Source organism: Corynebacterium sp. HMSC055A01 (assembly GCF_001809405.1).
In the GTDB taxonomy this organism is placed as follows: Bacteria; Actinomycetota; Actinomycetes; order Mycobacteriales; family Mycobacteriaceae; genus Corynebacterium; species Corynebacterium hesseae.
This window is the reverse complement of the sequence record NZ_KV797591.1, coordinates 88,313-112,336: the sequence shown is the minus strand read 5'-3', so window position 1 is coordinate 112,336 and position 24,024 is coordinate 88,313. Positions and strand designations below refer to the sequence as shown.

The 24,024-nt window shown below is 62.5% G+C and carries 23 protein-coding genes; 9 read left to right on the top strand and 14 right to left on the bottom strand.

The window, feature by feature from the left end; translation table 11 throughout:
* Window positions 1–45: 45 nt before the first annotated feature.
* On the bottom strand, window positions 46–1,275 hold the full coding sequence (gene manA / locus HMPREF2604_RS09785; RefSeq protein WP_070564891.1) for a mannose-6-phosphate isomerase, class I: 1,230 nt from the start codon (window positions 1,273–1,275) through the stop codon (window positions 46–48).
* A 9-nt stretch (window positions 1,276–1,284) separates the two neighbouring features.
* Entirely contained in the window at window positions 1,285–2,238 is a 954-nt protein-coding gene (locus HMPREF2604_RS09780) for an exopolyphosphatase (protein ID WP_246818412.1), read from the bottom strand.
* Between the two features lie 29 nt (window positions 2,239–2,267).
* On the opposite strand from HMPREF2604_RS09780, the gene cobA reads away from it, so the two are divergent.
* Window positions 2,268–2,996: a uroporphyrinogen-III C-methyltransferase gene (gene cobA, locus HMPREF2604_RS09775; RefSeq protein ID WP_070564881.1), complete on the top strand. Its 729-nt coding sequence runs from the start codon at window positions 2,268–2,270 to the stop codon at window positions 2,994–2,996.
* Window positions 2,997–3,018: 22 nt separating this feature from the next.
* Here the strand turns inward: cobA and HMPREF2604_RS09770 are convergent, their stop codons facing one another.
* From HMPREF2604_RS09770 to HMPREF2604_RS09755, 4 genes are read right to left on the bottom strand one after another with little or no spacing between them, the layout of a single operon-like run.
* Complete coding sequence (locus tag HMPREF2604_RS09770) at window positions 3,019–4,035, bottom strand: sulfite exporter TauE/SafE family protein (RefSeq protein WP_070564878.1); 1,017 nt, start codon at window positions 4,033–4,035, stop codon at window positions 3,019–3,021.
* On the bottom strand, window positions 4,028–4,720 hold the full coding sequence (locus HMPREF2604_RS09765; RefSeq protein WP_070564874.1) for a sirohydrochlorin chelatase: 693 nt from the start codon (window positions 4,718–4,720) through the stop codon (window positions 4,028–4,030). The genes HMPREF2604_RS09770 and HMPREF2604_RS09765 overlap by 8 nt, the downstream gene beginning before the upstream one ends.
* A 20-nt stretch (window positions 4,721–4,740) precedes the next feature.
* Window positions 4,741–4,989: a hypothetical protein gene (locus HMPREF2604_RS09760; protein WP_070530860.1), complete on the bottom strand. Its 249-nt coding sequence runs from the start codon at window positions 4,987–4,989 to the stop codon at window positions 4,741–4,743.
* Complete coding sequence (locus HMPREF2604_RS09755; RefSeq protein ID WP_070564870.1) at window positions 4,986–6,656, bottom strand: nitrite/sulfite reductase; 1,671 nt, start codon at window positions 6,654–6,656, stop codon at window positions 4,986–4,988. The genes HMPREF2604_RS09760 and HMPREF2604_RS09755 overlap by 4 nt, the downstream gene beginning before the upstream one ends.
* A gap of 229 nt (window positions 6,657–6,885) precedes the next feature.
* On the opposite strand from HMPREF2604_RS09755, the gene HMPREF2604_RS09750 reads away from it, so the two are divergent.
* Window positions 6,886–8,238, top strand: a complete 1,353-nt coding sequence (locus HMPREF2604_RS09750; RefSeq protein WP_070565242.1) for an FAD-dependent oxidoreductase — start codon at window positions 6,886–6,888, stop codon at window positions 8,236–8,238.
* 193 nt (window positions 8,239–8,431) lie between these two features.
* Here HMPREF2604_RS09750 and HMPREF2604_RS09745 read toward each other — a convergent pair whose 3' ends face one another.
* Together HMPREF2604_RS09745 and HMPREF2604_RS09740 are read right to left on the bottom strand one after the other, a co-directional pair.
* Window positions 8,432–9,799, bottom strand: coding sequence for a phosphomannomutase/phosphoglucomutase (locus tag HMPREF2604_RS09745; RefSeq protein ID WP_070530873.1), 1,368 nt, complete (start codon window positions 9,797–9,799; stop codon window positions 8,432–8,434).
* A gap of 48 nt (window positions 9,800–9,847) precedes the next feature.
* Window positions 9,848–10,291, bottom strand: coding sequence for a DUF3499 domain-containing protein (locus HMPREF2604_RS09740; protein ID WP_083299235.1), 444 nt, complete (start codon window positions 10,289–10,291; stop codon window positions 9,848–9,850).
* 93 nt (window positions 10,292–10,384) lie between these two features.
* Between HMPREF2604_RS09740 and HMPREF2604_RS09735 the strand changes: the two genes are divergently transcribed.
* Window positions 10,385–10,855 carry a metallopeptidase family protein gene (locus HMPREF2604_RS09735; protein ID WP_070564863.1) on the top strand — a complete coding sequence of 157 codons (471 nt, stop codon included), beginning with the start codon at window positions 10,385–10,387 and terminating at the stop codon, window positions 10,853–10,855.
* Window positions 10,856–10,983: 128 nt separating this feature from the next.
* Here HMPREF2604_RS09735 and HMPREF2604_RS09730 read toward each other — a convergent pair whose 3' ends face one another.
* From HMPREF2604_RS09730 to HMPREF2604_RS09720, 3 genes are all read right to left on the bottom strand, one after another.
* A complete protein-coding gene (locus HMPREF2604_RS09730) occupies window positions 10,984–11,232 on the bottom strand; it encodes a WhiB family transcriptional regulator (RefSeq protein WP_005528147.1) in 249 nt (82 codons plus the stop codon).
* Between the two features lie 489 nt (window positions 11,233–11,721).
* Window positions 11,722–12,816, bottom strand: a complete 1,095-nt coding sequence (locus tag HMPREF2604_RS09725) for a mannose-1-phosphate guanylyltransferase (protein WP_070522520.1) — start codon at window positions 12,814–12,816, stop codon at window positions 11,722–11,724.
* Between the two features lie 56 nt (window positions 12,817–12,872).
* Entirely contained in the window at window positions 12,873–13,748 is an 876-nt protein-coding gene (locus HMPREF2604_RS09720) for a glycosyltransferase family 2 protein (protein WP_070565257.1), read from the bottom strand.
* A gap of 89 nt (window positions 13,749–13,837) precedes the next feature.
* Here HMPREF2604_RS09720 and HMPREF2604_RS09715 point away from each other — a divergent pair, with 89 nt between their 5' ends.
* The 3 genes from HMPREF2604_RS09715 to HMPREF2604_RS09705 are packed head-to-tail and all read left to right on the top strand — an operon-like array spanning window position 13,838 to window position 16,981.
* Window positions 13,838–15,490, top strand: coding sequence for an LCP family protein (locus HMPREF2604_RS09715; protein WP_210384679.1), 1,653 nt, complete (start codon window positions 13,838–13,840; stop codon window positions 15,488–15,490).
* Between the two features lie 45 nt (window positions 15,491–15,535).
* Complete coding sequence (locus HMPREF2604_RS09710; protein WP_070564858.1) at window positions 15,536–16,234, top strand: TIGR03089 family protein; 699 nt, start codon at window positions 15,536–15,538, stop codon at window positions 16,232–16,234.
* 24 nt (window positions 16,235–16,258) lie between these two features.
* On the top strand, window positions 16,259–16,981 hold the full coding sequence (locus tag HMPREF2604_RS09705; RefSeq protein ID WP_070564855.1) for a sulfite exporter TauE/SafE family protein: 723 nt from the start codon (window positions 16,259–16,261) through the stop codon (window positions 16,979–16,981).
* Between the two features lie 88 nt (window positions 16,982–17,069).
* Here HMPREF2604_RS09705 and HMPREF2604_RS09700 read toward each other — a convergent pair whose 3' ends face one another.
* Complete coding sequence (locus HMPREF2604_RS09700) at window positions 17,070–17,690, bottom strand: endonuclease domain-containing protein (RefSeq protein ID WP_246818411.1); 621 nt, start codon at window positions 17,688–17,690, stop codon at window positions 17,070–17,072.
* Between the two features lie 486 nt (window positions 17,691–18,176).
* Window positions 18,177–19,058 (bottom strand): LysR family transcriptional regulator, encoded by an 882-nt coding sequence (locus HMPREF2604_RS09695; protein WP_246818410.1) that lies wholly within the window; start codon window positions 19,056–19,058, stop codon window positions 18,177–18,179.
* A gap of 130 nt (window positions 19,059–19,188) precedes the next feature.
* Here HMPREF2604_RS09695 and HMPREF2604_RS09690 point away from each other — a divergent pair, with 130 nt between their 5' ends.
* The 3 genes from HMPREF2604_RS09690 to HMPREF2604_RS09680 are packed head-to-tail and all read left to right on the top strand — an operon-like array spanning window position 19,189 to window position 23,245.
* Entirely contained in the window at window positions 19,189–20,844 is a 1,656-nt protein-coding gene (locus HMPREF2604_RS09690; RefSeq protein ID WP_070565236.1) for a thiamine pyrophosphate-dependent enzyme, read from the top strand.
* A gap of 12 nt (window positions 20,845–20,856) precedes the next feature.
* On the top strand, window positions 20,857–22,191 hold the full coding sequence (locus HMPREF2604_RS09685) for an aromatic amino acid transport family protein (RefSeq protein ID WP_070565234.1): 1,335 nt from the start codon (window positions 20,857–20,859) through the stop codon (window positions 22,189–22,191).
* Window positions 22,192–22,204: 13 nt separating this feature from the next.
* A complete protein-coding gene (locus tag HMPREF2604_RS09680; protein WP_070565231.1) occupies window positions 22,205–23,245 on the top strand; it encodes a histidinol-phosphate transaminase in 1,041 nt (346 codons plus the stop codon).
* Here the strand turns inward: HMPREF2604_RS09680 and HMPREF2604_RS09675 are convergent.
* Window positions 23,242–24,009 carry a TetR/AcrR family transcriptional regulator gene (locus tag HMPREF2604_RS09675; protein WP_083299234.1) on the bottom strand — a complete coding sequence of 256 codons (768 nt, stop codon included), beginning with the start codon at window positions 24,007–24,009 and terminating at the stop codon, window positions 23,242–23,244. The two genes, HMPREF2604_RS09680 and HMPREF2604_RS09675, sit on opposite strands and share 4 nt — an antisense overlap.
* Between the last annotated feature and the right edge of the window lie 15 nt (window positions 24,010–24,024).

Genomic DNA, 24,024 nt, shown 5'->3' with positions numbered 1-24,024 from the left:
GCGCCGTTAACTCAACGGCAGCAGAGTTAACGAAACAGCCGCAGACTAAACGCGGGCGATAAACACCTCGGCGTCTTCGCCACCGGTGGAACGAACGATGGCGGCCGGGTCGCTAGCGGGAATCCACGCCGCGTGACCCGCGCCAAGGCTGACGTTTTCTGCCTCGGCATTGCTCAGTGCCACCGAGCCGGAGGTGCACAACACAATCATGGGGCCATCGCTGTCGACCTCGACGCTCTCCTCACCAGAAAGCTCGACGCGATCCAGCAGGAACTCCTCAATCGGCACTGGGTAGGACCATGCCTCTGCACCCTTTATGCCTCCTGTCTCGGCTGCGTCTTTCAGGTCCACGCGCGGATCTTCTGCCGCCTGGTAGGTGAGGACTTTAACCAGCTCGGGGACGTCAACAAACTTCGGGGTCAGGCCACCGCGCAGCACGTTATCGGAGTTAGCCATGATCTCTACACCCAGGCCAGAGACATAGGCATGCAGCTGCCCAGCGTCAAGGTAAATCGCCTCCCCCGGCTGCAGGACGATGTGATTGAGCAGCAACGCGCCCAACACGCCGATATCCCCCGGATATTGCTCGTTGAGCTTGGCCACGGTTGCCATCACGGTGGCCATCCACGGCTCGCCCGCCTGGTTGCCGCGCAGGCGCTCGCCCGCCGCTACCACCGCGCTGATCAGCTCCTTGCGCTTGGCACCCGGGATCGTAATCCACGTGGTAAACAGCGCGCGGAGGCTGTCGCCTTCAGCGGCAGGATCGGTGTCGAGCATGCCCTCGTAGTGAGCCAGTTCTTCGCAGTCCAAGGCCGCAAAGAGGCTGCGGGTCTGCGCTAGCGGACGGAAACCCGCCATGGCGTAGAACTCCGTGAGCGCCACGATGAGCTCTGGCTTGTGGTTGTCATCCTTGTAGTTGCGGTTTGACGCCGTGAGGTCGATTCCCGCCGCGTTCTCGCGGGCGAAACCTTCCTCGGCCTGCTGCTTCGAAGGGTGCGCCTGCAGCGACAGCGGCTCTGCAGCCGCCAAAATCTTCAGCAAGAAGGGAAGGCCGGCGCCATACTTGTCAGCCACCCGCTGCCCCAGCTGGCCTTGCGGATCCGCCGCGATGATCTCATCCAGCTTTTCTCCCTCAATCGTTGAGGGATCCGCCGGGTGCGCACCAAACCACAGCTCAGCAACCGGGCTTTGAGCCTCGGGCTCGCCGAGCAGCGTCGGAATCAGCGTGCGCGAGCCCCACGAGTAATTGCGGGCAGCACTGGTGAGCAACTTCATTGACTTCCTCTATTTCACGTCGTAGGCGGTCGCGGCATAACTGCGCGTAATCAACTGCAGCGCGCGGGCCAATTCCCCACAGGAGGTATCGGCGCTCGCCGCTGCGAACGAGTGGGGAAGGTTCGCCTCTTCCTGTCCCCATAAAACAATTTTCAAGGGTACCAAAGGCTCTTCCGATTCAAACGGGTCATAGAAGATGTCCGTCGGATTTGTCTGCAGAATCGGCCCTAAGCCTTCCGCGTCGACGACGGTCCCGCCTAGCCCATGGACTGCCCACAGCGTGCCCGCCATGCGGGCAACGAGAGCGTCGAGGTGCACCCGCGTGCGCTCCTCCGAGAACGCATAGGGATCGGGTCCACAGCTGTGGATGATTCGTCCGCCTTCCACAAATTCACGCAACGCGCGCCCGGGGTTCGTCGTGGAATCGCGCTGCGGTGACAGCGCTTCCAGCTCGCGGTCCACGGCATCGGCAACGTCCTCCAACCGGCGGGAGACCAACACCGGGTCTTCGCTTAACACCGCGCTCACCGCATGCACTGCCGTGATGGCGCGCACCGGTGAAATCCCTTCGGCCGTGGGAAGGGTGTCGATGACGACGGTGTCCTCGGGAGCATCCTCGATCTCATTCAGCAGAATCGTCGACGCCCCTCGGCGCGCGGCGTCGTGCAGCGCGCGCTCTGCCCATGGGCTATCCCCCGCCACCACCACGACGTCGAGGGCACCGACAAAGAGCGGCAGCGATTCGCTGACCATGATGGGAACCTCAGCGGGCTCGGCTAGGCCCACGGCAACGTGGGCAGCGGCGCGGGAAACCTGGTCCGCGGCAAGGACGACGATACTGCGCGGGCGCAGCCCACCCAACACGCGAGCCAGCTCCGGTACGGCGGCGGCCACCACGCGAGCTTGGGCACCTTCGTGGGCGATGTCGAAGAAGCTCACGGATTCGGGGTCATAGAAAGTCATAGGCCCGAGCATAGCTAGGATGAGTGGCCATGAGCATTCATCCGGTAGTCCTTGTCGGCGGCGGCCCTGGCGCGTGGGATCTCATCACCGTGCGCGGCATGCGGGCGCTGCAGGAAGCCGAGGTCATCGTGGCTGATCACCTCGGCCCCACCGCCCAGCTGGATAAGCTGTGTGATGTTGACGCCAAGGAGCTTATCGACGTCTCCAAGATCCCCTACCGCGCCCAAGTGGCCCAGGAGCGTATCAACGAGATTCTCATCGAGCACGCCCGGGCAGGCCGCCGCGTGGTGCGTCTGAAGGGCGGCGATCCTTATGTATTTGGTCGCGGCTTCGAAGAGCTCACCGCCCTTACCGCCGCGGGTCTCCCGGTGGAGGTCATCCCCGGCGTGACGTCGGCTGTGGCCGTCCCCGCGCTGGCAGGAACGCCGGTGACCCACCGTGGCGTCGTCCATGCCTTCACTGTAGTCTCCGGGCACCTGCCGCCAGGCCACCCCAAGTCCTTGGTGGATTGGGCAGCACTCGCGCGGTCTGGGGCCACGCTTTCGGTCATCATGGGTGTGAAGAACGCGGCGGCCATTGCCACCGCGCTGATCGACGCCTCCCTTTCCCCCCACACCCCCGTGCACATCATCCAGGAGGGCTCCCTCGATGGTGAGCGGGCCTTCCACTGCGAACTCGCCGAGCTAGGCGCAACCATGGAGGAGAACTCGGTGGCTCCCCCAGCGGTCATCGTTATCGGCAAGGTCGCCGGACTCTAGTCAACGCCAATACGGCACGTTCCTAGGATCGCGGCGAGCTCACTCCGACGGGTTCTGAGTCCTCCGCTGGAGTGCCGGCCGGAAAGCCATCGCGTCCGGTCGGCTCCGTGGTTTCGACAACGCGGCTGCCGCCCCGCTGGGGCGCGGTGCTGGAACCGCTGTGCTCGTTTTCCTTGCCGCTAGCGCGGCGCGCACGGCGGGCATTTCCCCACACGGTCACCGCCACGCCCAGAACGAACGCGATGGACTGCACGATGAGAGTCTGCGGGTGCTGCAGGGCCCACCCCAAAGCTTTGGGGATGTTGAGCGCCACGATGGCAGTTCCGACGAATCCACCGAGGAGTGTGGGATTGATGCGGGAAATGAGCCACGCCGCAACCGGCGCAGTGATCGCCCCGCCGATAAGCAGGGCCACGACCGCGGCAGCGTTGGCCACGATTTCTTCCCAGAGGCCAACGATGAAGCCTGCCGTCGCGCCAAAGGTAACAAGGAATTCTGCGGTGTTGACGGTGCCGACAATGCGCCGCGGTTGTTCGCGGCCGACCGCCAACAGTGTCGAGGTGGAAATCGGGCCCCATCCGCCGCCACCCGAGGCGTCGACGAAGCCTCCCAGCACTCCGAGGCCGGCGAGGAAAGGAGTCGAATGCGGCCGGGATTCTCGCGGTGCGGCGCTGCGCGTTCGCGAAAAGCGCCAGACCAGGTTGATGCCCAAGACGATGAGGATGGCGGAGGTTACGGGCGCGGCTGCTTCCAGTGAGAGGTTGGACAGAACCGTCGCCCCGACGAAGGCAGACAGGCCTCCCGGCACACCGAGCTTGAGCACGGTGGGCCAGTGCACGTTGCCGAAGCGCCAGTGGCTGATTCCGGAGACCAGGGTGGTGCCGAGCTCCGAGGTGTGTACCACGGCGGAGGCCGTTGCTGGGCCCAGACCAGCCAGCAGCAGGATGGTCGTGGAAGTTACGCCAAAGCCCATGCCGATGCCGCCGTCGACAAGCTGCGCGGCAGCACCCGCCAGCGCGATGAGGATGAGGCTACGCATGGGCCACCTCCGCATAGCGGTGCGACACAATTCCGGCGAGCGCCTCCCCCAGGGGCGGGAGCACACACCTAGACTGGCCGCCGCCATCCCCGGAATCCGTGTCGAGTCGGTCTAGGAGCAGTCCTGGGCTCACGAAGAGCGGCACGACGACTTCCTGATTCCCCTCCGGCCCCACGGGCCGGCGCTCGCCGCGCGTAGCAAAAGAGACCTCCGCCGCGCAGCCGGTGAGCTCGCCCACGCGCCGCGCCAGATCAGCTACCGCAGCATTAGCACGCTCATCGGAGGAACCGACGGAGTACACCACGACGGTATCCGTTCCTTCCGGCACCTGCTGCGCGAGCAGCCTTGCCATATCCTCCCCGGTGCCGAGGCCGCGTGCTTGGCGGAGGGTGACTCCGGAGGCCGCGGAGGCCTGGGCCAGTGCAGCGGGGACGTCGACGCGCTGGTGGTAGCCCTCTGTAAAAAGCAAGGGCACAACAATCGCCTCGCGCACGCCTTGTTCAGCAAGGTTGTGCGCGGCCTCTTCGAGGGGAGGATCGTTGAACTCGAGGTGCGCGGCGGTGGCTGGCGCACCGGCAAGCTCGCCGGCAGCGCGGGTCAGGGCCGCCACGCTCGCTGCGGCCGCGGGATGGCGCGAGCCGTGCGAGAGGGTCAGCAGTGCGGTGGTGGAATTCGGGGCTGTCATGACTGGGCGGTGTCCTTTTCCTAGGCGGTGGCGGTGGAGTGGCCGCGGCGAGCGAGGGAGCGCTGCAAAGCCTCCGTTGAGGACACCGCCAGCGCGGGCGCTACCGGGGCATCGTCTTGGCCGTGGAAGCGTACGGAAAAGATGCGGAGGCATTCTTCGCACTTCCAGGCGAAGTCATCTTCTTCATCGGGGAACAGGTTGGTCCCAGCGCAATAGGGGCAGTAGGCGGGATGGTTGCGGTTGGGGTTGGGCTTGCGGCGGAAATTCATTGCAAGTCCTCCTCGTCCGCGCGCAGCACCCAGTGGCGGAACTGCTCGCCGTCCTCGCGCTGCTCCTTGTATTTATTGACCAAGCGGATGACATAGTCGGGGACTTCATCGGCCACCACCTTGTGCCCGCGCAGCTTGCGCCCCCAGTCTGGGGATAGGCCGAGGGCACCACCTAGGTGAACTTGGAAGCCTTCAACGCGATTGCCATCAGAGTCAGTGACTATCTGTCCCTTCAACCCAATGTCCGAAACCTGCGAGCGAGCGCAGGCATTAGGGCAGCCGTTGAGGGCGATGGACAGCGGCACGTCAAGGTCGCCAAGGGTATCTTCCAGGATATCGACAAGCTCGATGGCGCGGGCCTTGGTGGTCACGTGCGCGAGCTTACAAAACTCCAGGCCGGTGCAGGAGATGACGCCGCGGCGAAACTCCGAGGGCTGTGAGTACAGGCCCGTCTCATCCAAGGCACGGGACAGGGCGGGGATATCCTCTTCTTCTACGTCGAGGAAGAGCAGCTCCTTCATCGGGGTCGTGCGGATGCGAGTGATTCCGAATTTCTCGGCCACGTCGGCGATGGCGATGAGCTGCTCGCCGGTGGCATGCCCCACGGTGGGTTTCACGCCGACGTAGAACTTGCCGTCCTGCTGGCGGTGCACGCCCACGTGATCGCGGTTGCCGGGTGCGATGGGGAGCGGGAGGCCGTCGAGAAGCGGCGCGTCCAGATACTCCTCTTCTAGGACTCTGCGGAACTTCTCAATGCCCCACTGCGCCACGAGGAATTTGAGGCGCGCGCGGTTGCGGTTGCGGCGGAAGCCATAATCGCGGAAGATGCGCGCGACACCGGCCCACACCTCCGGGACACGCTCAAGCGGGATCCATGCGCCGAGGGATTGCGAGAGCATCGGGTTGGTGGACAGGCCACCGCCCACAAAGCAATCGAAGCCTGGGCCATACTCCGGGTGCTCCGTACCAACGAAGGCGACATCCTGGATCTCGTGGGTCACGTCCTGACGCACATTGCCGGAGATGGCGGACTTGAACTTACGCGGAAGGTTGTGGAATTCATCGCGCAGGAGGTAGTCATTCTTGATCTCCTCGATGGCCGGGGTGGCGTCGATAATTTCGTCAGCAGCCACTCCCGCTACCGGTGAGCCCAGGATGACACGGGGGACGTCGCCGCAGCCCAGCAAGGTATCCAAACCAACAGAGCGCAGTTTCTCCCAAATGGCGGGGACATCCTCAATCTGGATCCAGTGCAGCTGGATGTTCTGGCGGTCCGTAAAGTCCGCGGTGGAGCGCGCATAGTCGCGCGAAATCTCTCCTACGGCGCGCAACTTGGCGGGATCGGCGCGGCCGCCGTCGAAGCGCACGCGCATCATGAAGTATTCATCCTGCAGCTCGGTGTTGCTGAGCTTGGAGGTCATCTCCCCGCCCAGGTTCTGGTTGCGCTGGGTGTACAGGCCCAACCACTTGAAACGGGGAGCGAGATCCTCGGCGGGGATGGAAGAAAACCCCTGCTTGGAATAGATATCGATAACGCGCTGGCGCACGGCCAGGGCATCGTCGGCCTGCTTGATCTCCTCGTCGGAGTTCAGCGGCGCGGTGCCATCAATCTTCCACTGGCCTTCTGGCTTCTTTGCGCGGGCTGGCCGCTTCGTCGCGGTGGTCATAATCTGCTGCCTTTCGTCGGATACTGAAAACCTACCGGTCTAGCTAAAACAGACAAAGCAGTCTTTTTTATTTTCTCCCGAATATGCAAAGCACGCTGGGTTTATGCCACAATGTTCTCCGAATGTAATTAGGCCCAGTTGCCCTACAGCAGACAAGCCGGTTCAATGAAACCCACGCTTGTTTAGACCTAAGCTTTCGTTAGTTACTACAACATTCCGAAAGGCCATCATGACCCAGCAGCCCCTGAAAGTAGCCGTCATCGGCGCCGGCCCAGCCGGCATCTACGCCTCCGACATCCTGGTGAAGAAGACCGGCGGCAACGTTCAGATCGATCTCATCGAGCAGATGCCAGCCCCCTTCGGGCTCATCCGCTACGGAGTGGCTCCGGACCACCCGCGCATTAAGGGAATCATTAACTCCCTGCACCGAGTGCTCGACACCGAACAGATCCGCCTTCTGTCCAACATCACTGTGGGCCGCGATGTCACCGTCTCCGAGCTTGAGGAGTACTACGACGCCGTCGTCTTCGCCACCGGCGCCGTTGGTGACCGGGGCATGCAGATCCCGGGCTCCGATCTCGAGGGCATCCATGGTGCGGGCGAGTTCGTCGGCTTCTACGACGGCAACCCGCGCTTCGAGCGCTCCTGGGATCTGTCCGCCACCGACGTCGCCGTGATCGGCGTGGGCAACGTGGGCCTCGACGTGGCCCGCATCCTGGCCAAGACCGGCGATGAGCTTAAGGAAGCCACCGAGATCCCCGATAACGTCTACGAGTCCCTGGCCAAGAATCAGGCCACCACCGTGCGCGTCTTCGGCCGCCGCGGTCCGGCACAGGCTAAGTTCACCCCGCTGGAGCTCAAGGAGCTCGACCACTCCCCCACCATCAACGTGGTGGTGGACCCGGAGGACATCGACTACGACGAGGCCTCCCTCAAGGCCCGCGAAGAGGCCAAGTCCTGCGACCTGGTCTGCCAGACCTTGGAAGGCTACGCCATCCGTGAGCCCAAGGATGCCCCGCACACCCTGCAGATCCACCTCTTCGAACAGCCGGTGGAGTTCATCGGTGAAAACGGCAAGGTCACGGCAGTAAAGACCGAGCGCACTGCCCTCAACGGCGATGGCTCCGTCACCGGCACCGGCAAGTTCACCGAGTGGCCGGCACAAGCCGTCTACCTGGCCGTGGGGTACCGCTCCGATGCCATCGAGGGCGTTCCCTTCAATAAGCAGAAGAACGTCATCAACAATGACGGCGGCCACGTCATCGACCTCGACGGTGACGTCGTGCCTGGCCTCTACACCACCGGCTGGATCAAGCGCGGCCCGGTCGGGCTCATTGGCAACACCAAGTCCGATGCCACGGAGACCATCGGCATGCTGCTTGCCGACGCCGATGCGGGCAACCTCTCCCACTCCCGCGAGGAGGACATCGTGGAACTCTTCAAGTCCAAAGGCTTGGAGCACCTGACCTGGGAGGGCTGGAAGAAGCTCGACGCCGCCGAGCGCGCACTGGGTGAGGCCGAGGGCCGCGAGCGCAAGAAGTTCGTCGAGTGGGAAGAGATGGTCACCCACTCGCGTGACTAAGGGCCAACCCACGGCTGGGCCACTCGGCCCAGCCCCCATGGCCCGGCCCCTCTCTACGGCTGAGCGCCCCACGGCCCCCAACCAGACCAACTAAAACTGCCCTATCTGACGAAGTTATCGCTCTCGCCGCAATGAACGCGGGGAAAATCGTCAGATAGGGCAGTCTTTCTTCAAGGAATTAGTGCGTCACACGCTAGGCGCGGATGATACCGAGGACCTCGTCGACGATGGCCTGCACCTCGTCAGCGGTCTTGGCCTCAACGTTGAGGCGCAGCAGCGGCTCGGTGTTGGAGGCGCGAACGTTGAACCAGGCATCGGTGCCCTTGAGCTGTACGGTCACGCCATCGAGCTCGTCGACGGACTCAATCTTGTCCGCCAACTCATCGAGCACGCGCTGCGTCGTAGCCTTCTGGTCATCCACGGTGGAGTTGATTTCACCCGAGGCCTCGTAACGCGAGTACTGCGCCATGAGCTCGCTCAGCGGCTTGTCCTGCTCGCCCAGAGCAGCCAGCACGTGCATGGCAGCGAGCATGCCGGAGTCCGCATTCCAGAACTCCTGGAAGTAGTAGTGCGCGGAGTGCTCGCCACCAAAGACCGCCTTCTCCTTGGCCATCTGGGCCTTGATGAAGGAGTGGCCCACGCGGGTACGCACGGCCTTGCCGCCCTTCTCCGCGATGAGCTCCGGAACGGTCTTGGACGTAATCAGGTTATGGATGACGGTGGCACCAGGGAACTTGTCCAGGTAGCGCTCCGCCACCAGCGCACAAATAGCAGAAGGCGAGACCGGCTGGCCCTTCTCATCCACCACGAAGCAGCGATCCGCATCGCCGTCGAAAGCAAGGCCGATATCCGCCTTCTGTTCGACGGTGAACTTCTGAAGATCCACCAGGTTCTTCGGATCCAGCGGGTTAGCCTCGTGGTTGGGGAAGGTGCCGTCGAGCTCAAAGTAGAGATCCCGGACGTCGAAAGGCAGGCCCTCAAAGACCGCCGGGACGGTGTGGCCGCCCATGCCATTCGCGGCGTCGACAGCCACGACCAGTGGGCGGGAGTTCTCCAGCGGCACCAGGCCGCGAAGGAATGCCGCGTAGTCCGGAAGAACCTCACGCTCAGTGACGGTGCCCGGCTCACCGTCGAAGGCCGGGGTGCCGTCGATCAGCATGTCCTTGATCTGCTCCAGCCCCGTCTCCTGCCCCACCGGAACAGCGCCCGCGCGGCAGAGCTTGATGCCGTTGTACTTAGCCGGGTTGTGGGAGGCGGTGAACATAGCGCCCGCGCAATTGAGGTGGCCGGCGGCAAAGTACAGCTCATCGGTGGACGTGAGGCCGAGCTGGATAACATCAAGGCCCTGCGCGGCAGCGCCCTCAGCAAAGGCGGCTGCCAGCTGCGGGGAGGACGGACGCATGTCGTGGCCCACTGCCACGGTGGTCTCCCCTTCCCCGCGGAGGATGGCGGCGTAGGCCGCGCCAGTATCGCGCACGAGGGTTTCGTCGATGTCCTCACCCACGACGCCACGGACGTCATAGGCCTTGATCACTGCATTGAGCTGTTCACGAGTTCGCATAGCCCACAAGCATACCCCCGTCAGTCGCGGTAATCCGCGTGCGACGAACTAGTCGGCGTCCGGAACCACCGTCAGGTGAGCGCGGCGGCGCTGGCGGGCATCGTGGACGCGGCGGGTTCGGAACACGGGGTGGTTCGAATTCCGCGGATCCGCGCCGTCGAAAGTAGCGGAATAGTCAATGGGATCGGCGCCGGAACCAGCAGTGGAATCATCCACCAAGCCAGTGGTCACGCGCCCAGCCTCACGGACCGCCTCGGCGAGAGCTGTAAGGTCATCATCCTCATCGAGCTCGATGCGGTCAACGCGCACCATTTCCCATCCTTGCGGGGCGGTAATTCGTGCGCTGTGCTTTTCGCACAGATCCCAGGCATGGGGATCGGTTTCTTCGGAGAGCGGGCCCACGACGGCGGTTTGCTGCGCATAGGCATAGGTCAACGTCGCCACGGCGGGACGGCCGCAGCCGGGGCGGGAGCAATGGCGAGAGCTATTCACGGGCCCAAGTCTAAACCCTAACTTGAGATTTAGATAGTTCAGCGCGGCGCGTCTCGCCGCGAGCCCACCTCGATGCGGCTTAGACTAAGCCGCATGACCACGCCTCGCCCGCATATTCGCCCGGCCCGCCACCGCCATGGCCGTGGTGCCCGCGGGCCGCTGTTGCCGCAGAATACGCCGCGCTACCGCAGCAGCGCCGAGCGCTTCGACATGGCCGTGCTCGAGGCCTACTCCCCCATTCACAATGCCTTTGCCGAACAGCTCACCGGACTCGATCTCGCCGTTGATACCGTGCCCCGCATGCGCCTCTCAGTTGATATGACTGTGTTGCCGGATGAAATCATCGCGGATGGCCCCGTTCCGCTCGGGCGCATCGTCCCGGCGGGCGTGGATTCCGAAGGCCAACCCACGCGCGCCCGACTCGTCATTTTCCGCATGCCCGTGGAGGAGCGCGTGCACTCCGCGCAGGAGCGTGAAGAGCTACTGTCCACGGTGCTAACCGCTCTGGTGGCCAATTACCTCAACGTCGATCCCGGTGATATCGATCCGCGTTTTACTTGGTAAAGGCTAGGGGTGCAGAGCGCCCCTGCCCTAAAACCACTACTCCCCCTCACCGCCGAGACCCGAGCCAAATGACATAGGACTGTGCAGTGAGGGGGAGCACTGATGCTGGTTAGTAGCTGCTTTGAGCTCTAACCAATCTCACGCTTGAGGCGGCGACGCTCACGGTCCGAAAGCCCGCCCCAGATACCGAAGCGCTCGTCATGCTCCAAGGCATACTCGAGGCATTCATCACGCACCGCGCAGGCCTGGCAGATACGCTTAGCCTCGCGGGTAGATCCTCCCTTTTCCGGGAAGAATGCTTCTGGATCCGTCTGGGCGCACAGCGCCTGGTCTTGCCACTCCTGCTCGACGGCACCAAAGAGTTCATCGAGCGACATCTCTGCAGCAGCACCGCCACGGAGAATAGCGCTGTTATTCGTTGTATTGTCCACGCCGCTTCCTTTCTCCGAGGTCGTTTCTCTCTTAATTCGATGGCACCGACCCTACACCGAAAAGATTTTTCGGTGCCGTGCCCGCCGTGCCGTTGATTACACTGATGTCATTTCACACCGAATCACTAAATATCGTCAACCTGTCGCGAGAGATTTTTCGGCGGCTCCAGCGAAAACGCTGTACAGCATCCCCAACTTTCACATCCGTCACAGATCGCCCATCTAGGGGGCAATCATCGGGGGTACTACATGTAGTGGCCACCCCCAACCCTGTGAACAATTCTAAGGTTGCTTCGGCGTGTCGCCACCCAGTTGGGCAAAACACATGGATCTCATTCGCACCATGAAAACCATGCGTCACGCCCAAAAGATACGGAAAGCACCGAGAAGGTTCCTTCCTCCTCGGTGCCTTTTCCTCCTTTTACGGCGCAGCGCTTAGGCGTCGGAGCTGAAACGCACGCCAGCGTCCGGAATGCTCACGCCCGGGAAGACGCGCATGCCGCCCTGCAGTTCGCAACGCGCGCCAATGGTGGCGCCTTCACCAATAACGCAACCATCAATATGCGCGTTGGCACCGATGTGCGCGCCCGAGGCAATGATGGAGTTGTTAATGATGGCACCCGGCTCAATGGTCACGCCGTCAAAGACCACCGTGCCGTCCAAACGCGAACCCGCCCCAATGACAGACCCGCGACCCACAGCCGTACCCGACAGCAACAGCACGCCACCGGCAATACCCGCGGACTCATCCACCACGGACTCGCCCGTGCGGCCCACCAGCAACGGTGAATGCGCAATGCCGCGCACCAGATCGGAAGAACCACGGACGAAATCATCCGGGCGGCCCATGTCGCGCCAATAGGAGTTGTCCACATGCCCAACCACTAGGCGGCCAGACTCCAGCAGCTGCGGGAAGGTCTCGCGCTCCACGGAAACCACACGGCCCTCCGGGATGGTCGCAATAACATCCTTCTTAAACACGTAGCAGCCAGCGTTAATCTGGTTCGTCGGCGGATCCTCGGTCTTCTCCAAGAAAGCGGTCACCCGCCCGTTGGAATCCGTCGGGACGCAGCCAAACGCGCGGGGATCGGCGACGTTGAGCAGGTGCATCGTCACGTCGGCATCCTTCGAGTGGTGAGTATCGAGGATGCCGTTGAGGTCCATACCGGACAAAACGTCACCGTTGAACACCATGACCGTATCCTGACGCAGCTTGTCGTAGACATTGCGGATACCGCCGCCCGTACCCAGTGCGGTTTCCTCCACGACGTACTCGATCTCCAGACCCAGATCTGAGCCGTCCCCGAAGTACTCCTCAAAAACCTCCGCCTTATAGGAGGTGGAGAGCACCACGTGCTCAATCCCCGCGTCCTTGATGCGGGCGAGGAGGTGCTGAAGGAATGGGTAGTTGGCCGTGGACAGCATCGGCTTCGGTGTGCCAATCGTCAGCGGGCGCAGGCGAGTGCCGCGACCTCCCACCAGAATGACGGCATCGGCCGTCGATCCCCACTGGGGCGCTGATTCAGTCATATCGTTCCTTAATCTCTTTTCAGATAAGCCACCGTTAGTGTATAGGCGCACCTAGCTCAGGAGCCGTCGCGGCACGCGCTTAATACCAGCCCACGTACGCGCAGCCCCAGCCACAAGGCCACGCGCAGGGGCGCTTGGTACCAGTGCGGGTGCCTGTCCGCCTGGAAGCGATAGGCCGAATCATGGTGCGCGCGCAGCATTGCGCCGCGGTGCGCCTGCGTCGAATGGCCTTTGGCGTGGGTAATCACCGCCGTGGGGCAGAAGATATTGCGCCAGCCGGCGCGGACGAAGCGGTCACCTAAGTCCACATCCTCCAAATACATGAAGTAACGCTCATCAAAGCCGCCAATCTGTGCAAAAGCCTCCCAGCGCACCAACAGACAGGAGCCGGATAGCCAGCCGGCGGGGCGCTCGCTGTCCATGTCGGCGTCATCGCGGTAGGCGCGCGACCACGGGTTGGAGGGCCAGATCGTTCCGAACAGCGCATGGCCAATTCCCGTGAGCAACGTGGGCACTGCGCGCGCCGAAGGATAGTTACTGCCGTCCGGCTCCACGATGCGCGGCCCCACCGCCGCGGCATCCGGGTGACGGCGTGCGCACGCAATCAGCTCATCCAGGGAGCCTTCGCTAAAGGTCACGTCCGGGTTGGCGATGAGGAAAAATTCGTCATCGACCCCACGCGCACGCACAAAGCGCGCGCCGGCATTCATCCCCGCGCCGTAGCCGATGTTGCCGCCGGTATCGAGGAATTCCACGTCCACGTGTTCCCGCGCGGCGGCTTCCGGCACCCCGTCGGTCGAGCCGTTGTCGGCAAGGATGGTGAGGGTAGGGCGGGACGTCGCCAAGCGCAGCGATGCCAAGAAGTCGCTGAGGTAACGGCCAGGAGAAAAGGTCACGGTGACCACGGCCAGGGGTTTCTGTAAATTCTTCACGATGAATCTGAGCGTACCCAACGCCAACGCGCGCACGCGCCCGCGACACTGCTTCACGTTTTTGCAGCGAGCTCACCTAAACTAGTCCCGTGACTTCCCCGAACTCCCCGCGCGCCGCCCGCCATATCCAGGCCGCGCCCTCGCAGTCCGCGCCCACCGCCCAACGAGGATCGACGCCGGTGAAAGCCATCGTCGCTTTCTTGTCCGCCGTTGTCCTCGTGGTCTCCGGCGTGGGTTACTTCACCGTGGGCAAGCTGGGAAATGACATCTCCTCTGCGTCGAACCTGGCACTGGGTAACCAGGGTGGTTTCAAGGACAGCAGTCTCGATGGCGCGGTCGATATCCTGCTCGTGGGCAAGGACTCCCGCACCGATGCCAAGGGGAATCCGCTTTCCGAACAGGAGCTGGCAGATCTGCATGCCGGCGTGGACGAAGGTGAGGAAAACACGGACACCATCATGGTGATCCGTATTCCGAACGACGGCTCGCGCGCGACTGCCGTGTCTATCCCGCGCGATACCTATGTCCACGACAGCGAGTTCGGAAACACCAAGATCAATGCTGTCTTCGCGCTCCACAAGTCCGCCAAGATGGAGGAGCTCCAGCAGGAGAACGCTGAAGCTGAGGCAGCAGGTAAGAAGCCTCCCTACACGGAGAAGGAGATGGAGAAGGAGAGCACGGAGGCCGGCCGTGCTGGGCTCATCTCGATGGTGCGCACGCTTACGGATGTCAGCGTTGATCACTACGCTGAGGTGGGGCTCTTGGGCTTTGTGCTGCTTACCGACGCCGTCGGGGGCGTCGATGTCTGCCTCAACAATGACGTGGATGATCCGATGTCCGGTGCGAAGTTCCCGAAGGGGCGCCAGACCCTCAAGGGCTCCGAGGGCTTGTCCTTCGTGCGCCAGCGCTATGACCTGCCGCGCGGCGACCTTGACCGCATCGTGCGCCAGCAGGCATACATGGCATCCCTGACCTCGCAGGTTTTGGATTCGGGAACGCTGACGTCCCCGGGCAAGCTCAACAAGATTGCCGATGCCGTGGAGCGCTCCGTTGTCATCGATGATGGCTGGGACATCATGGGATTTGTCACCCAGCTGGCCGGGCTGGCCGGCGGCAACGTGACCTTTACGACGATCCCGGTGACCTCAATTACCGGCGTGGGTGACTATGGCGAATCGGTGGTGACCATCGATACTGCGGAGGTACATCGCTTCATGGATGATCTGGCCAAATCCCAAGAGAAGGCTGAGGAAGAAAAGAAGTCTGAGGATGCCCCAGCCGACCAGGAAGGTGAAGACGGCGAAAAGCCCGTGGCCGAGGACCTCAACCTCCACGTCCTGAATGCAGGCACCGTCGACGGCATGGCCGGCGGAATCGGTGCGTGGTTGAAGAACGTGGGCTACACCGTTGAGCGCACCGCCAACGCGCAGTCGGGCCTGTATACCGAGTCCCAGATTGTGGCCGCGGATGCCAACGATGAGCGCGCCCAGGCCTTGGCTGAGCAGCTCGGCGGCCTGCCGGTCACGGCCAACGAGGAGCTCGAGCCGGATACCTTCATCGTGGTGGCTACGGATGATTACTCTGGCCCGAAGGATGACTCCGCGCAGGAAGAGGAGGCTTCCGCCGAGACGAGCGAAGGCGGCGACACCCAGCAGGTGGGTACTCCGGGCGATGACTTCGGTACCGCGGAGGTGGCACCGGAAATCGACGCCGGCGGCGACGGCCCGCGCTGCGTGAATTAACAGCGTCGTGGCGGGCTGAGCGCCCGCCACCTACGATGGGCGGACATGGAACTCCTTCAGCATCTCTTGACCGCCGATGCCTCCGCTCCCCGCCTCAGCGTCTACAACGAAGCTGACGGCACCCGCATGGACTTCTCGGCGCAAACGCTGGAGAACTGGACCTCCAAGATTGCCAACATGCTGTTGGAAGAGCTCGACCTTGAGCCCGGCACCGATGCCCGCATCCTCATCGACCTTCCGGTGTCGTGGCAGGCTGCCGTCATTGCGCTTGGGGCACTAGCCGCGGGCATCCCCTTTGACATTACGGATGGTGCGGCTGCCCCAGAGCCGCACGTCGATGATGTCGCCGTAGTTTTCACCTCCCCGGAGGCCTACCTCGAGGCCACCGCCGGCTCGGCTTCTACCCCACTGGTCGACACGGTGCTGGTCACGCGAGATCCTTTTGGCCGCGGCGTTGTCGAAAGCGGCGGCGAGTTGCCGCTCGGCACCATCGACTTCGGCCCCACGGTGCGCTTTTATGGCGATCACTTCTATGGTTCTACCACTCCGCTTCCGAAGCTTTTCCCCACGGATTTGGGCGCTGAGCGCGTGTTGTCTCCAGGGTGGAGCGACACCGCCTCCTTCCAACGTGCTGTGTTAGAGCCACTGGCTGCGGGTGGCTCGGCCGTCATCGTGTCCGGATTGTGCTCGGCGGACCGCTTGGAGGAAATCGCGGCCAACGAGAAGGTCACTGTCCGCGCTTAAAGCTTGTCGTGAGATAGTAGAGCGATGTTCAGCTGGCTCTACGTCTTCATCGGCCTACTCATCCTTGTGGGCACAATCTGCCAGGGAACCATCGGATTCGGCCTGGGCACCATCGCCACCCCAATCTTGGCGCTGATTAAGCCGGAGCTTGTTCCCACGCTTATCCTCCTGCTGGCCTTCGTCATTTCAACCACGACAATGCTCAAGTCACGCTCAGCGGTGTCGTGGGACATCGTGGCCATTTCCTCCATCGCGCGAATACCCGGCTCCCTGCTCGGCGCGTGGGCCATTGCCTCCCTCTCCCACCGCGGGCTCTCCCTTTTCATCGGCTGCGCCGTCATCTTTGCCATGACCTTGTCTAGTCTTGGCTGGTCGCCGAAGCGAACCACCACCAACATCGCGGTCGCGGGTGCTGCTTCCGGGCTCCTGGGCACGTCCACCTCCATCGGTGGTCCACCCATGGCGTTAGTACTCAAAGGATACGACCCCACCCGTGTGCGCGGCACCCTGTCGGGCACGTTCATCATCGGCTCCACCATCTCGCTAGCCACCTTGGCCTTGAGCGGGCAAATCACCAGCCTGCAGCTCACCGCGGCCGCGGCCTACCTTCCGGTAGCCATCGTCGGCCTCATCGCTGCCGGATACCTCAACCGATTCATCAACGCCACGGTGCTCAACCGCATCGTCATCATCGTGGCCATCAGCGCGGCTGTGGCGCTCATTGTTGAGGGGCTGGTTGCTGCCTAGCGTCCGCGGCCTACTGCCACGACCACGCTCCGCACTGCCCGTTCTGCCAAAGTTCTCGCCTCCGACTCAAGATCTGGCAATAACTTTGTCAACTAGGGCAGTTGGGTGGCTCCGGGAAATCTGGCGGTTCCGGGTAATCGGGTGGCTCAGGCAAGTCGGGCGGCAGATACCCTAAGTGCTCGCTGTATTCCCAGGGCTTTGGCTTGGGCGGCAACACTCCCTCATGCCAGAAGCCGATGAATTTGAAGTAGCGCTTCTCGAAGTCCGGATTCCTGGCATTGGCTATCTGGTCGATGACATAGTCCAGATGATGTGCCACGCAATGACCTGTGTAGCGCAACGTGAGCCACCCAATCAGCGCACCCTCGTTGTTCTTCCAATGGTCTCGTAGCCATGCCTCTCGCTGGGAATGGAATTTCATCCCGTTGATTTCTACCGCAACCTTGAGCTCTGGGAGCACGATGTCCCAGGTGTAGTGGCCGATAACAACGTTGCACTCAACTTTGAGCCCACGCCTCTTCAGTCCCTTCGCCACCTTGACCTCCGCACCGGAATCCGTGAACAGGGCGGCTTGCTCCAGCATCCGTTGGCTTGCAACAGGGATGACATTGAGTGCTTCGCGGTGGCTGTCCAAGCGAGCACGCCCCGACTTCGAAGAATAGATAGATTCGAAGACGCGAATCCCCAGATCAGGACTAACGGACTTCATAGCGACAAGAGGATTAAGAATCCGGATCCCCGACAAAGTGACAAAACTAGTGACGCTCACCCGCGAGTGCACATAAAAGGTCGATGTCGGCATCCTCTCTGCACTAGCGAGCCTCAGCGGAAAAGTGACAGGCTCGCCAAGGAGTACCTGGGCAGCCGTTGTACCTGTCGCCTTAAGGTATGGACGGTGCTCCTGCAACAGCTTCAAAGCTCTAAAGGCTCGGGCCTGCCCCAGACGTAGATTCCCTTGGCGATTCTCGCAATCTCCCCACGGCTCACGCGAGTTGCAAGCGCGCCTTTAGATAGGCCGCGCACAACGCCATGGTTCATGTCATTCCCCCCCGGAAAGTTTGGCCTCCACGCTAACATGGCGCCCCGCCACATGCCGAGCAACTGCCCGTTCTGCCAAAGTTATAGCCTCTGATTCAAGATCTGGCCTGATCTTTGGCAACAACGACAGTTATGCCCACTGCAAACTAAGCAGACCCTAGCGAAGCGACCCCTCAATAAAACTGCGGAACCGCCGAGCAATCTGCGCTATCTCCTGCCCCGCGAAGTGGCCCGGGGACCATGCCGCCACCAGCGGCACACCGCCTAGAGCGCGCTCGCCATCAACGACATCAAAGCCCACCAGCCGCGCCGGCTGCAGCTCCGTCATTAAAGCTACGGCTCGCCCGGCACGCGCCAAGGCGCATAACGTCGCCGTATCATCGCACTCCACGTGCGAGCCCAGGGCATAGCCGGCCGTGCCCACGAAGGAATCCACCACCCCGCGGGACACGCTGCGCCGCGAGGGCAACGCCACATTTTCCTGCAGCAAGCGCTCGACCTCCACGCTTGTCGAACCCGCGCATTCCAGCGCCAGCGGGTGCGTCGGCGGCGCCCAGGCGCGCACCGGAATCGTGCCCAGCGGCAAGGAAGCCACGTCATTGCCCGGCGGGATGGTAGCAATCACCATGTCGGCGGTTCCTTCCAGCGCCTCGAAGACGTCGTAGTGCGAGACCGGAGTCGTCGTAAGCAGAGGAATCGACGAGCCGGCGGCCTCTATAAACGGGGCGAGAAGCGTCGACATCGTCGTCGGCGTGGCCGCCACGCGCAGCGCCGGAATTCTGCCAGCCCGAAGTGCCTCCACCGCCTGCCCGGCGCGCGCGGATGCAGCGAGGAGGCGGCGGCAGGTGGGAATGAGGGCGTGCGCGGCATCGCTTAGCACGAGCGAGGAACCGGCCCGCACAAAGAGCTCAAGGTCCAGCTCTTTTTCAAAACGCCGCAGTTGGCGGCTCAACGCCGGTTGGGTAATTCCGAGGCGTGAGGCGGCAGCGGTCACCGTCCCGGCCTCAGCCACCGCGAGGAAATATTTGGCCTTCACCATGTCCATTCCCCTACTTTTACCAGCCCCCATGCCCTATATGCATGGCTTTAGAGCTTTAGCAACATTAGACAACATGACATCACCAAAGAATAATGAGACCACTACCACAACGAAGTCAGGGAGGTTCTCCATGTCACATGTCGGCGCCGCCATTGCCGCATCCCTTGCCGCGCACAATGTGCCCCGCGCATTCCTCGTACCCGGCGAAAGCTTCCTTCCCGTGTTGGACGGACTCTACGATTCCCCCGTCGAAGCCATCGTCTGCCGCCACGAAGGCGGCGCCACCTACATGGCCGAAGCCCAGGGCAAAGCCACCGGCCAGCCCGGCGTCGCCATGGTCACCCGCGGGCCCGGCGCGGCCAACGCCTACGTCGGCATCCACACCGCTTGGCAGGACGCTACCCCGCTCGTCCTCTTCGTCGGCCTCATCCCCACTTCGGACCGCGACCGCGAATCCTTCCAGGAATTCGATCCCAAGGCGTGGTTCGGCACCCAGGCCAAGCAGGTCTTCGTCCTCGACGATCCGGAGCGCGCCTCTCGCGTCGTGGCCGAAGCCTTCTTCCAGGCCCAGCAGGGCCGCCCCGGCCCCGTCATCGTGGGCCTGCCGGAAGATGTTCTCCACAAGGAGTTCACCGGCACCATCCACCCGCCCATCCCGGTTGCGGAAGGCGCGCTTTCCGACGATCACCTGGGCCTCCTCTCCCGCGAACTGAGCCACGCAGAGCGACCACTTATTTTCGCCGGCGGTCCGCGCTGGACCCCAGAGACCGCGGAGAAGATCACTCGCTTCGCCGAAGAGCACCGTATCCCGATCATTCAAGACTTCCGCGCCGCCGACCGCGTGCCTTTCGACTCCCCCGCCAACGCCGGCTGGCTCGGCTACGGCCGCGACCCCCGCGCGGCGCAACTTTTGGAAGCCGCCTCCCTCGTCATTGAAGTTGGTGCCGTTCTCGGTGATGTTCCTACCGACGGCTATACCCTGCGCCAGTCACCGCAGGCGCGCAACATCGCCATCAATCCCGACACCAGCCTGCGCGGGCACTCGGTACCCCTCGAGAGCCACATCGTGGCAAGCCCTGTGGCCTTCGCCAACACGCTGGACCGTCTAACCGTCGAGGGCACGGAGCAGCGCGGCGAGTGGTTTGATTCCGCGCACGCGAACCACCTCAACTTCGCCACCCTCCCCGAGCCCGCAGACTACCGTCCAGGCAAAGAGGGCACCGCCCACATGGAGGCCATCCTCGCAGCGCTCCACGAGCAGTTGCCCAAGGACTCGATCTACACCTTTGGCGCCGGCAACCACTGCATCTGGGCCCAACAGTTCTTGCGCTCGACGGTCTACCCCTCCCAGTTCAGCGTGCGCAACGGCTCGATGGGCTACTCCATCCCGGCCGCAGTTTCCACCAAGCTGCAGTTCCCGGAGCGCACCGTGGTCACCATTGCTGGCGATGGCGAATACCTCATGAACGGCCAGGAGCTGGCCACCGCGCTGCAATACGGCGCGCCTTTCCTCATCATCGTGATGTCCAATGGCGAGTTCGGAACCATCCGCGATCACCAGAAGAAGCACTTCCCCGATCGCGTTTCCGGCACGCAGCTGGTGAACCCGGATTTCGCGGCGGTTGCCCGCGGCTTCGGCGCCCACGGCGAGCTCGTCACCGATGACGCACAAGCACCAGAGGCAGTCGCGCGCGCTCTAGCCGCCATCGCCAACGACGGGGTACCGGCACTGATCAACGTCATCACCGATCAAGAGCATTCCCTGCCTATTCCGCCCACCAACTAAAGGAGGCTCATCATGAGCTCTACCAACACTCCCCCAACAACCACGCCACCCACTACTGAGCTGAAGGAGGGCGAGCACATTGTGGGCGATGGGGTCGTCGCCAAGCAGCGCCCCGCCGCATCCACCGCATCGTGGATCATTACGCTCTTCGGTACCGCCGTGGGTGCCGGCATCCTCTTCCTGCCGCTCAACGCCGGTGGTTTCGGGTTCTGGCCGCTGGTCTTCGCCACGGTCTTCATCTTCCCGCTGGTGTTTTTCTCCCACCGCACCTACGCGCGCATCGTCGCGGGCGCCCCCAAAGAGGACCACGGCAAGGACATCCTCGAGCTGGTCTCGCAGTACCTGGGCAAGGGCCAAGGAATCGTCTTCGCGGTGCTGTATTGGATCACGGTCTTTTCCACGGTCCTGATTTACGGTGTCTCCATCACTAACGCGGTGGATAGCTTCATCGTCAACCAGCTGGGCGGGCCTTCGCTCGACCGGTGGCTACTGGCCATGCTCTGCGTCGGCGTCATGACCGGTGCCTTCGCCATCGGCCGCAAGCCCATGATTTGGCTGGCCCAGGTGCTGGTGTACCCGCTGATTATTGCGCTGGCCGTCACCTCCATTTACCTCATCCCGCGCTGGGACCTGCAAAGCTTCCTTCACTTTGATGACGGCTCGGATGGCTACGGCGGCATTTTCAAGGGAATTTTCCTCATCCTGCCGGTGCTGGTCTTCTCCTTCTCCCACATGGCAGCGCTGTCGCAATTCGCCCTCGATATGCAGCCGCAGTACGGCGAGAAGACCGAGAAGCGCGTCTCCCGCACGGAGTTCTACACCTCCATCCTGCTCGTGGTCTTCACCATGTTCTTCGTGTGGTCCTGTGTCCTCGCGCTCGGCGCCGACGGCATGAATGAGGCCCTCGAGCAAAACATCCCGGTGCTCTCCTACTTCGCCAACGTCACCGGCACGCCGTTCATGGCCTACATGGCGCCCATCGTGGTCATCTGCGCCATCGTCTCCTCTTACTTCGGCCACATGCTCGGCACAGAAGAAGGCACGGAGTACCTGCTGAAGAACGCCGCTCCGAAGCTGGCGGAGAAGGTCTCGCACCGCACGCTGCTCAACATCATTTATGTCATCGCCTTCGTGTGCACCACGCTCGTGGCGATCTTCAACCCCTCCATTATTTCCATGATTTCCGTGGTCTCCGGTGTCTTCGTGGCGTTCATCGTTTACCTGGTTCCGGTGTACATGTTCAAGAAGTTGGACGTGTACAAGCACTTCCGCAATGACCCGTGGAACTACTTCGTCTTCGGCATGGGCCTGCTGATTATGGCCGTGACCATCTGGGACATGATTTAGAAAGGACGTGATTATGCTACGCAATGATCTCTCGAGCTTCCCCGAGTACAAGGTGGGCAAGGACTTCCCCAACGCGCTCAAGCTCTCATCCAATGAGGTCCCCTTCCCGCCAGCTGAGGACATCATCGCCGCGGTTGCCGACGCCGCCCGCACCACCAACCGCTACCAACAGCCCGGCAGCCTGGAGCTCACCAATGCACTGTGCAACTACTTGGGCGTGCCGGCGGATAATATCTTCGTCTCCGCGGGCTCCACGCCCATCCTGCAGGCCACCATCTTGGCGTCCTGCCATACAGGCGATGAGGTCATCGTGCCCTGGCGCAGCTTTGAGGCCTATCCCCTGTACGTGCGCATGGCCGGCGCGGAACCGGTTCTGGTCCCACTCACGGAGGATTACCGCGTCGATCTGGAAGCAGTACTCGAGGCGCTAACGGAGAAGACCAAGCTCATCATCTTGTGCAACCCCAATAACCCGACGGGCACCGTGATTACCCGCGGTGAATTCCGCGCCTTCATGGACAGGGTGCCCAAGGACGTGGTCGTGCTGCTGGATGAGGCTTATTGGGAGTACAACGACGCCCCCGATACCCCGGATTCGGTGGAGGAATACCAGCGCTACCCCAACCTGCTCGGCGTGCGCACCTTCTCCAAGGCGTGGGGTTTGGCCGGCATGCGCGTGGGCTACGCGGTGGCGGGCGAAGAGATCATCAACGCGCTGCGTCTGCTCTCCCTGCCACTGACGGTGACCGCCATGGCGGAAACCGCCGCCGTGGAGGTGCTCAAGCGCCACGACGAGCTTGCCGACGCCGTCGAGATCACCAAAGCACAGCGCGACCGCGTCTGCGCGGAGCTGGGGGCTGAGAAGTCCTACGGCAACTTCGTCTGGCTGCCGCGCGCGGATGCCGCGGAGGTGGAAACGAAGATGCTCGATGAAGGCGTGGTCATCCGCCGCTACCTCGACGAAGGCGTGCGCGTGTCCATCACTGATGAGGCCGAGACTACGCAGTTCTTGGAGGCCTGGCGGCGCGCGGGCATTGAGCCTTGGAGGGGCTAGCCATTCTTCTCGTCGGGGAGATCTGACAGGAGGGCTTCAAGGCCTAAGCGGAACGGCTCGTCGGCATAGGGATTCCTCTGAGCCTGGCTCTCTGCCATGGAGGCGTCCGGTGAGAAAGCACCGCGCGCATCGGCCAGTGCCGGTGCGCGCGCCTCACTATCCACCGGAAGGTCAAAGATGTCTTCGGGGGCGTGGACATCGTAAGCACTGCCATAAATGAAGGATTCCAATGCCACGATGCGCGGCATGATGGCCGAGCGCGGAAGACCAGTCAGCTTCAAAACTCGGGCTAGTACCTCGTACATTTCAACCGTACGAGGTGCTCCAGAAATAGGTGTCAACGCAATAATCCGCACGAGCGGAACATGCCGTGCGCAGACATCGCGGTAGGACGTTGCCCAACGTATGAGTGCATCGCGGGGTGAGAGTGTCGGGGTGGCCTCCAATACGGCATACAAGGAACTGCATTCCACTTGCTCCATGACGGCATCTTCGATCAGCGCGAGCAAGTCATCTTTCCCCGAAAGGTGGTTGTACAACGCGCTGGTTCCCACGTTTAGACGGCGGGCAATGCGCGCCATTGTGAGTTTTTCATATCCTTCTTCCCCCACAATGGTGAGCGCAGCCTTAGCGATTTTTTCGCGCGTAACCAGCGCTTTATGGGGACGACCTTTAGACCGATGTGAATTCCCAGCTTCAAAACCTTGTCTCACGTTACGTTCCTTCTGTACAGTGATACGAGACACAAAATGAATGATGTTCATTTTGCCACACCTGCC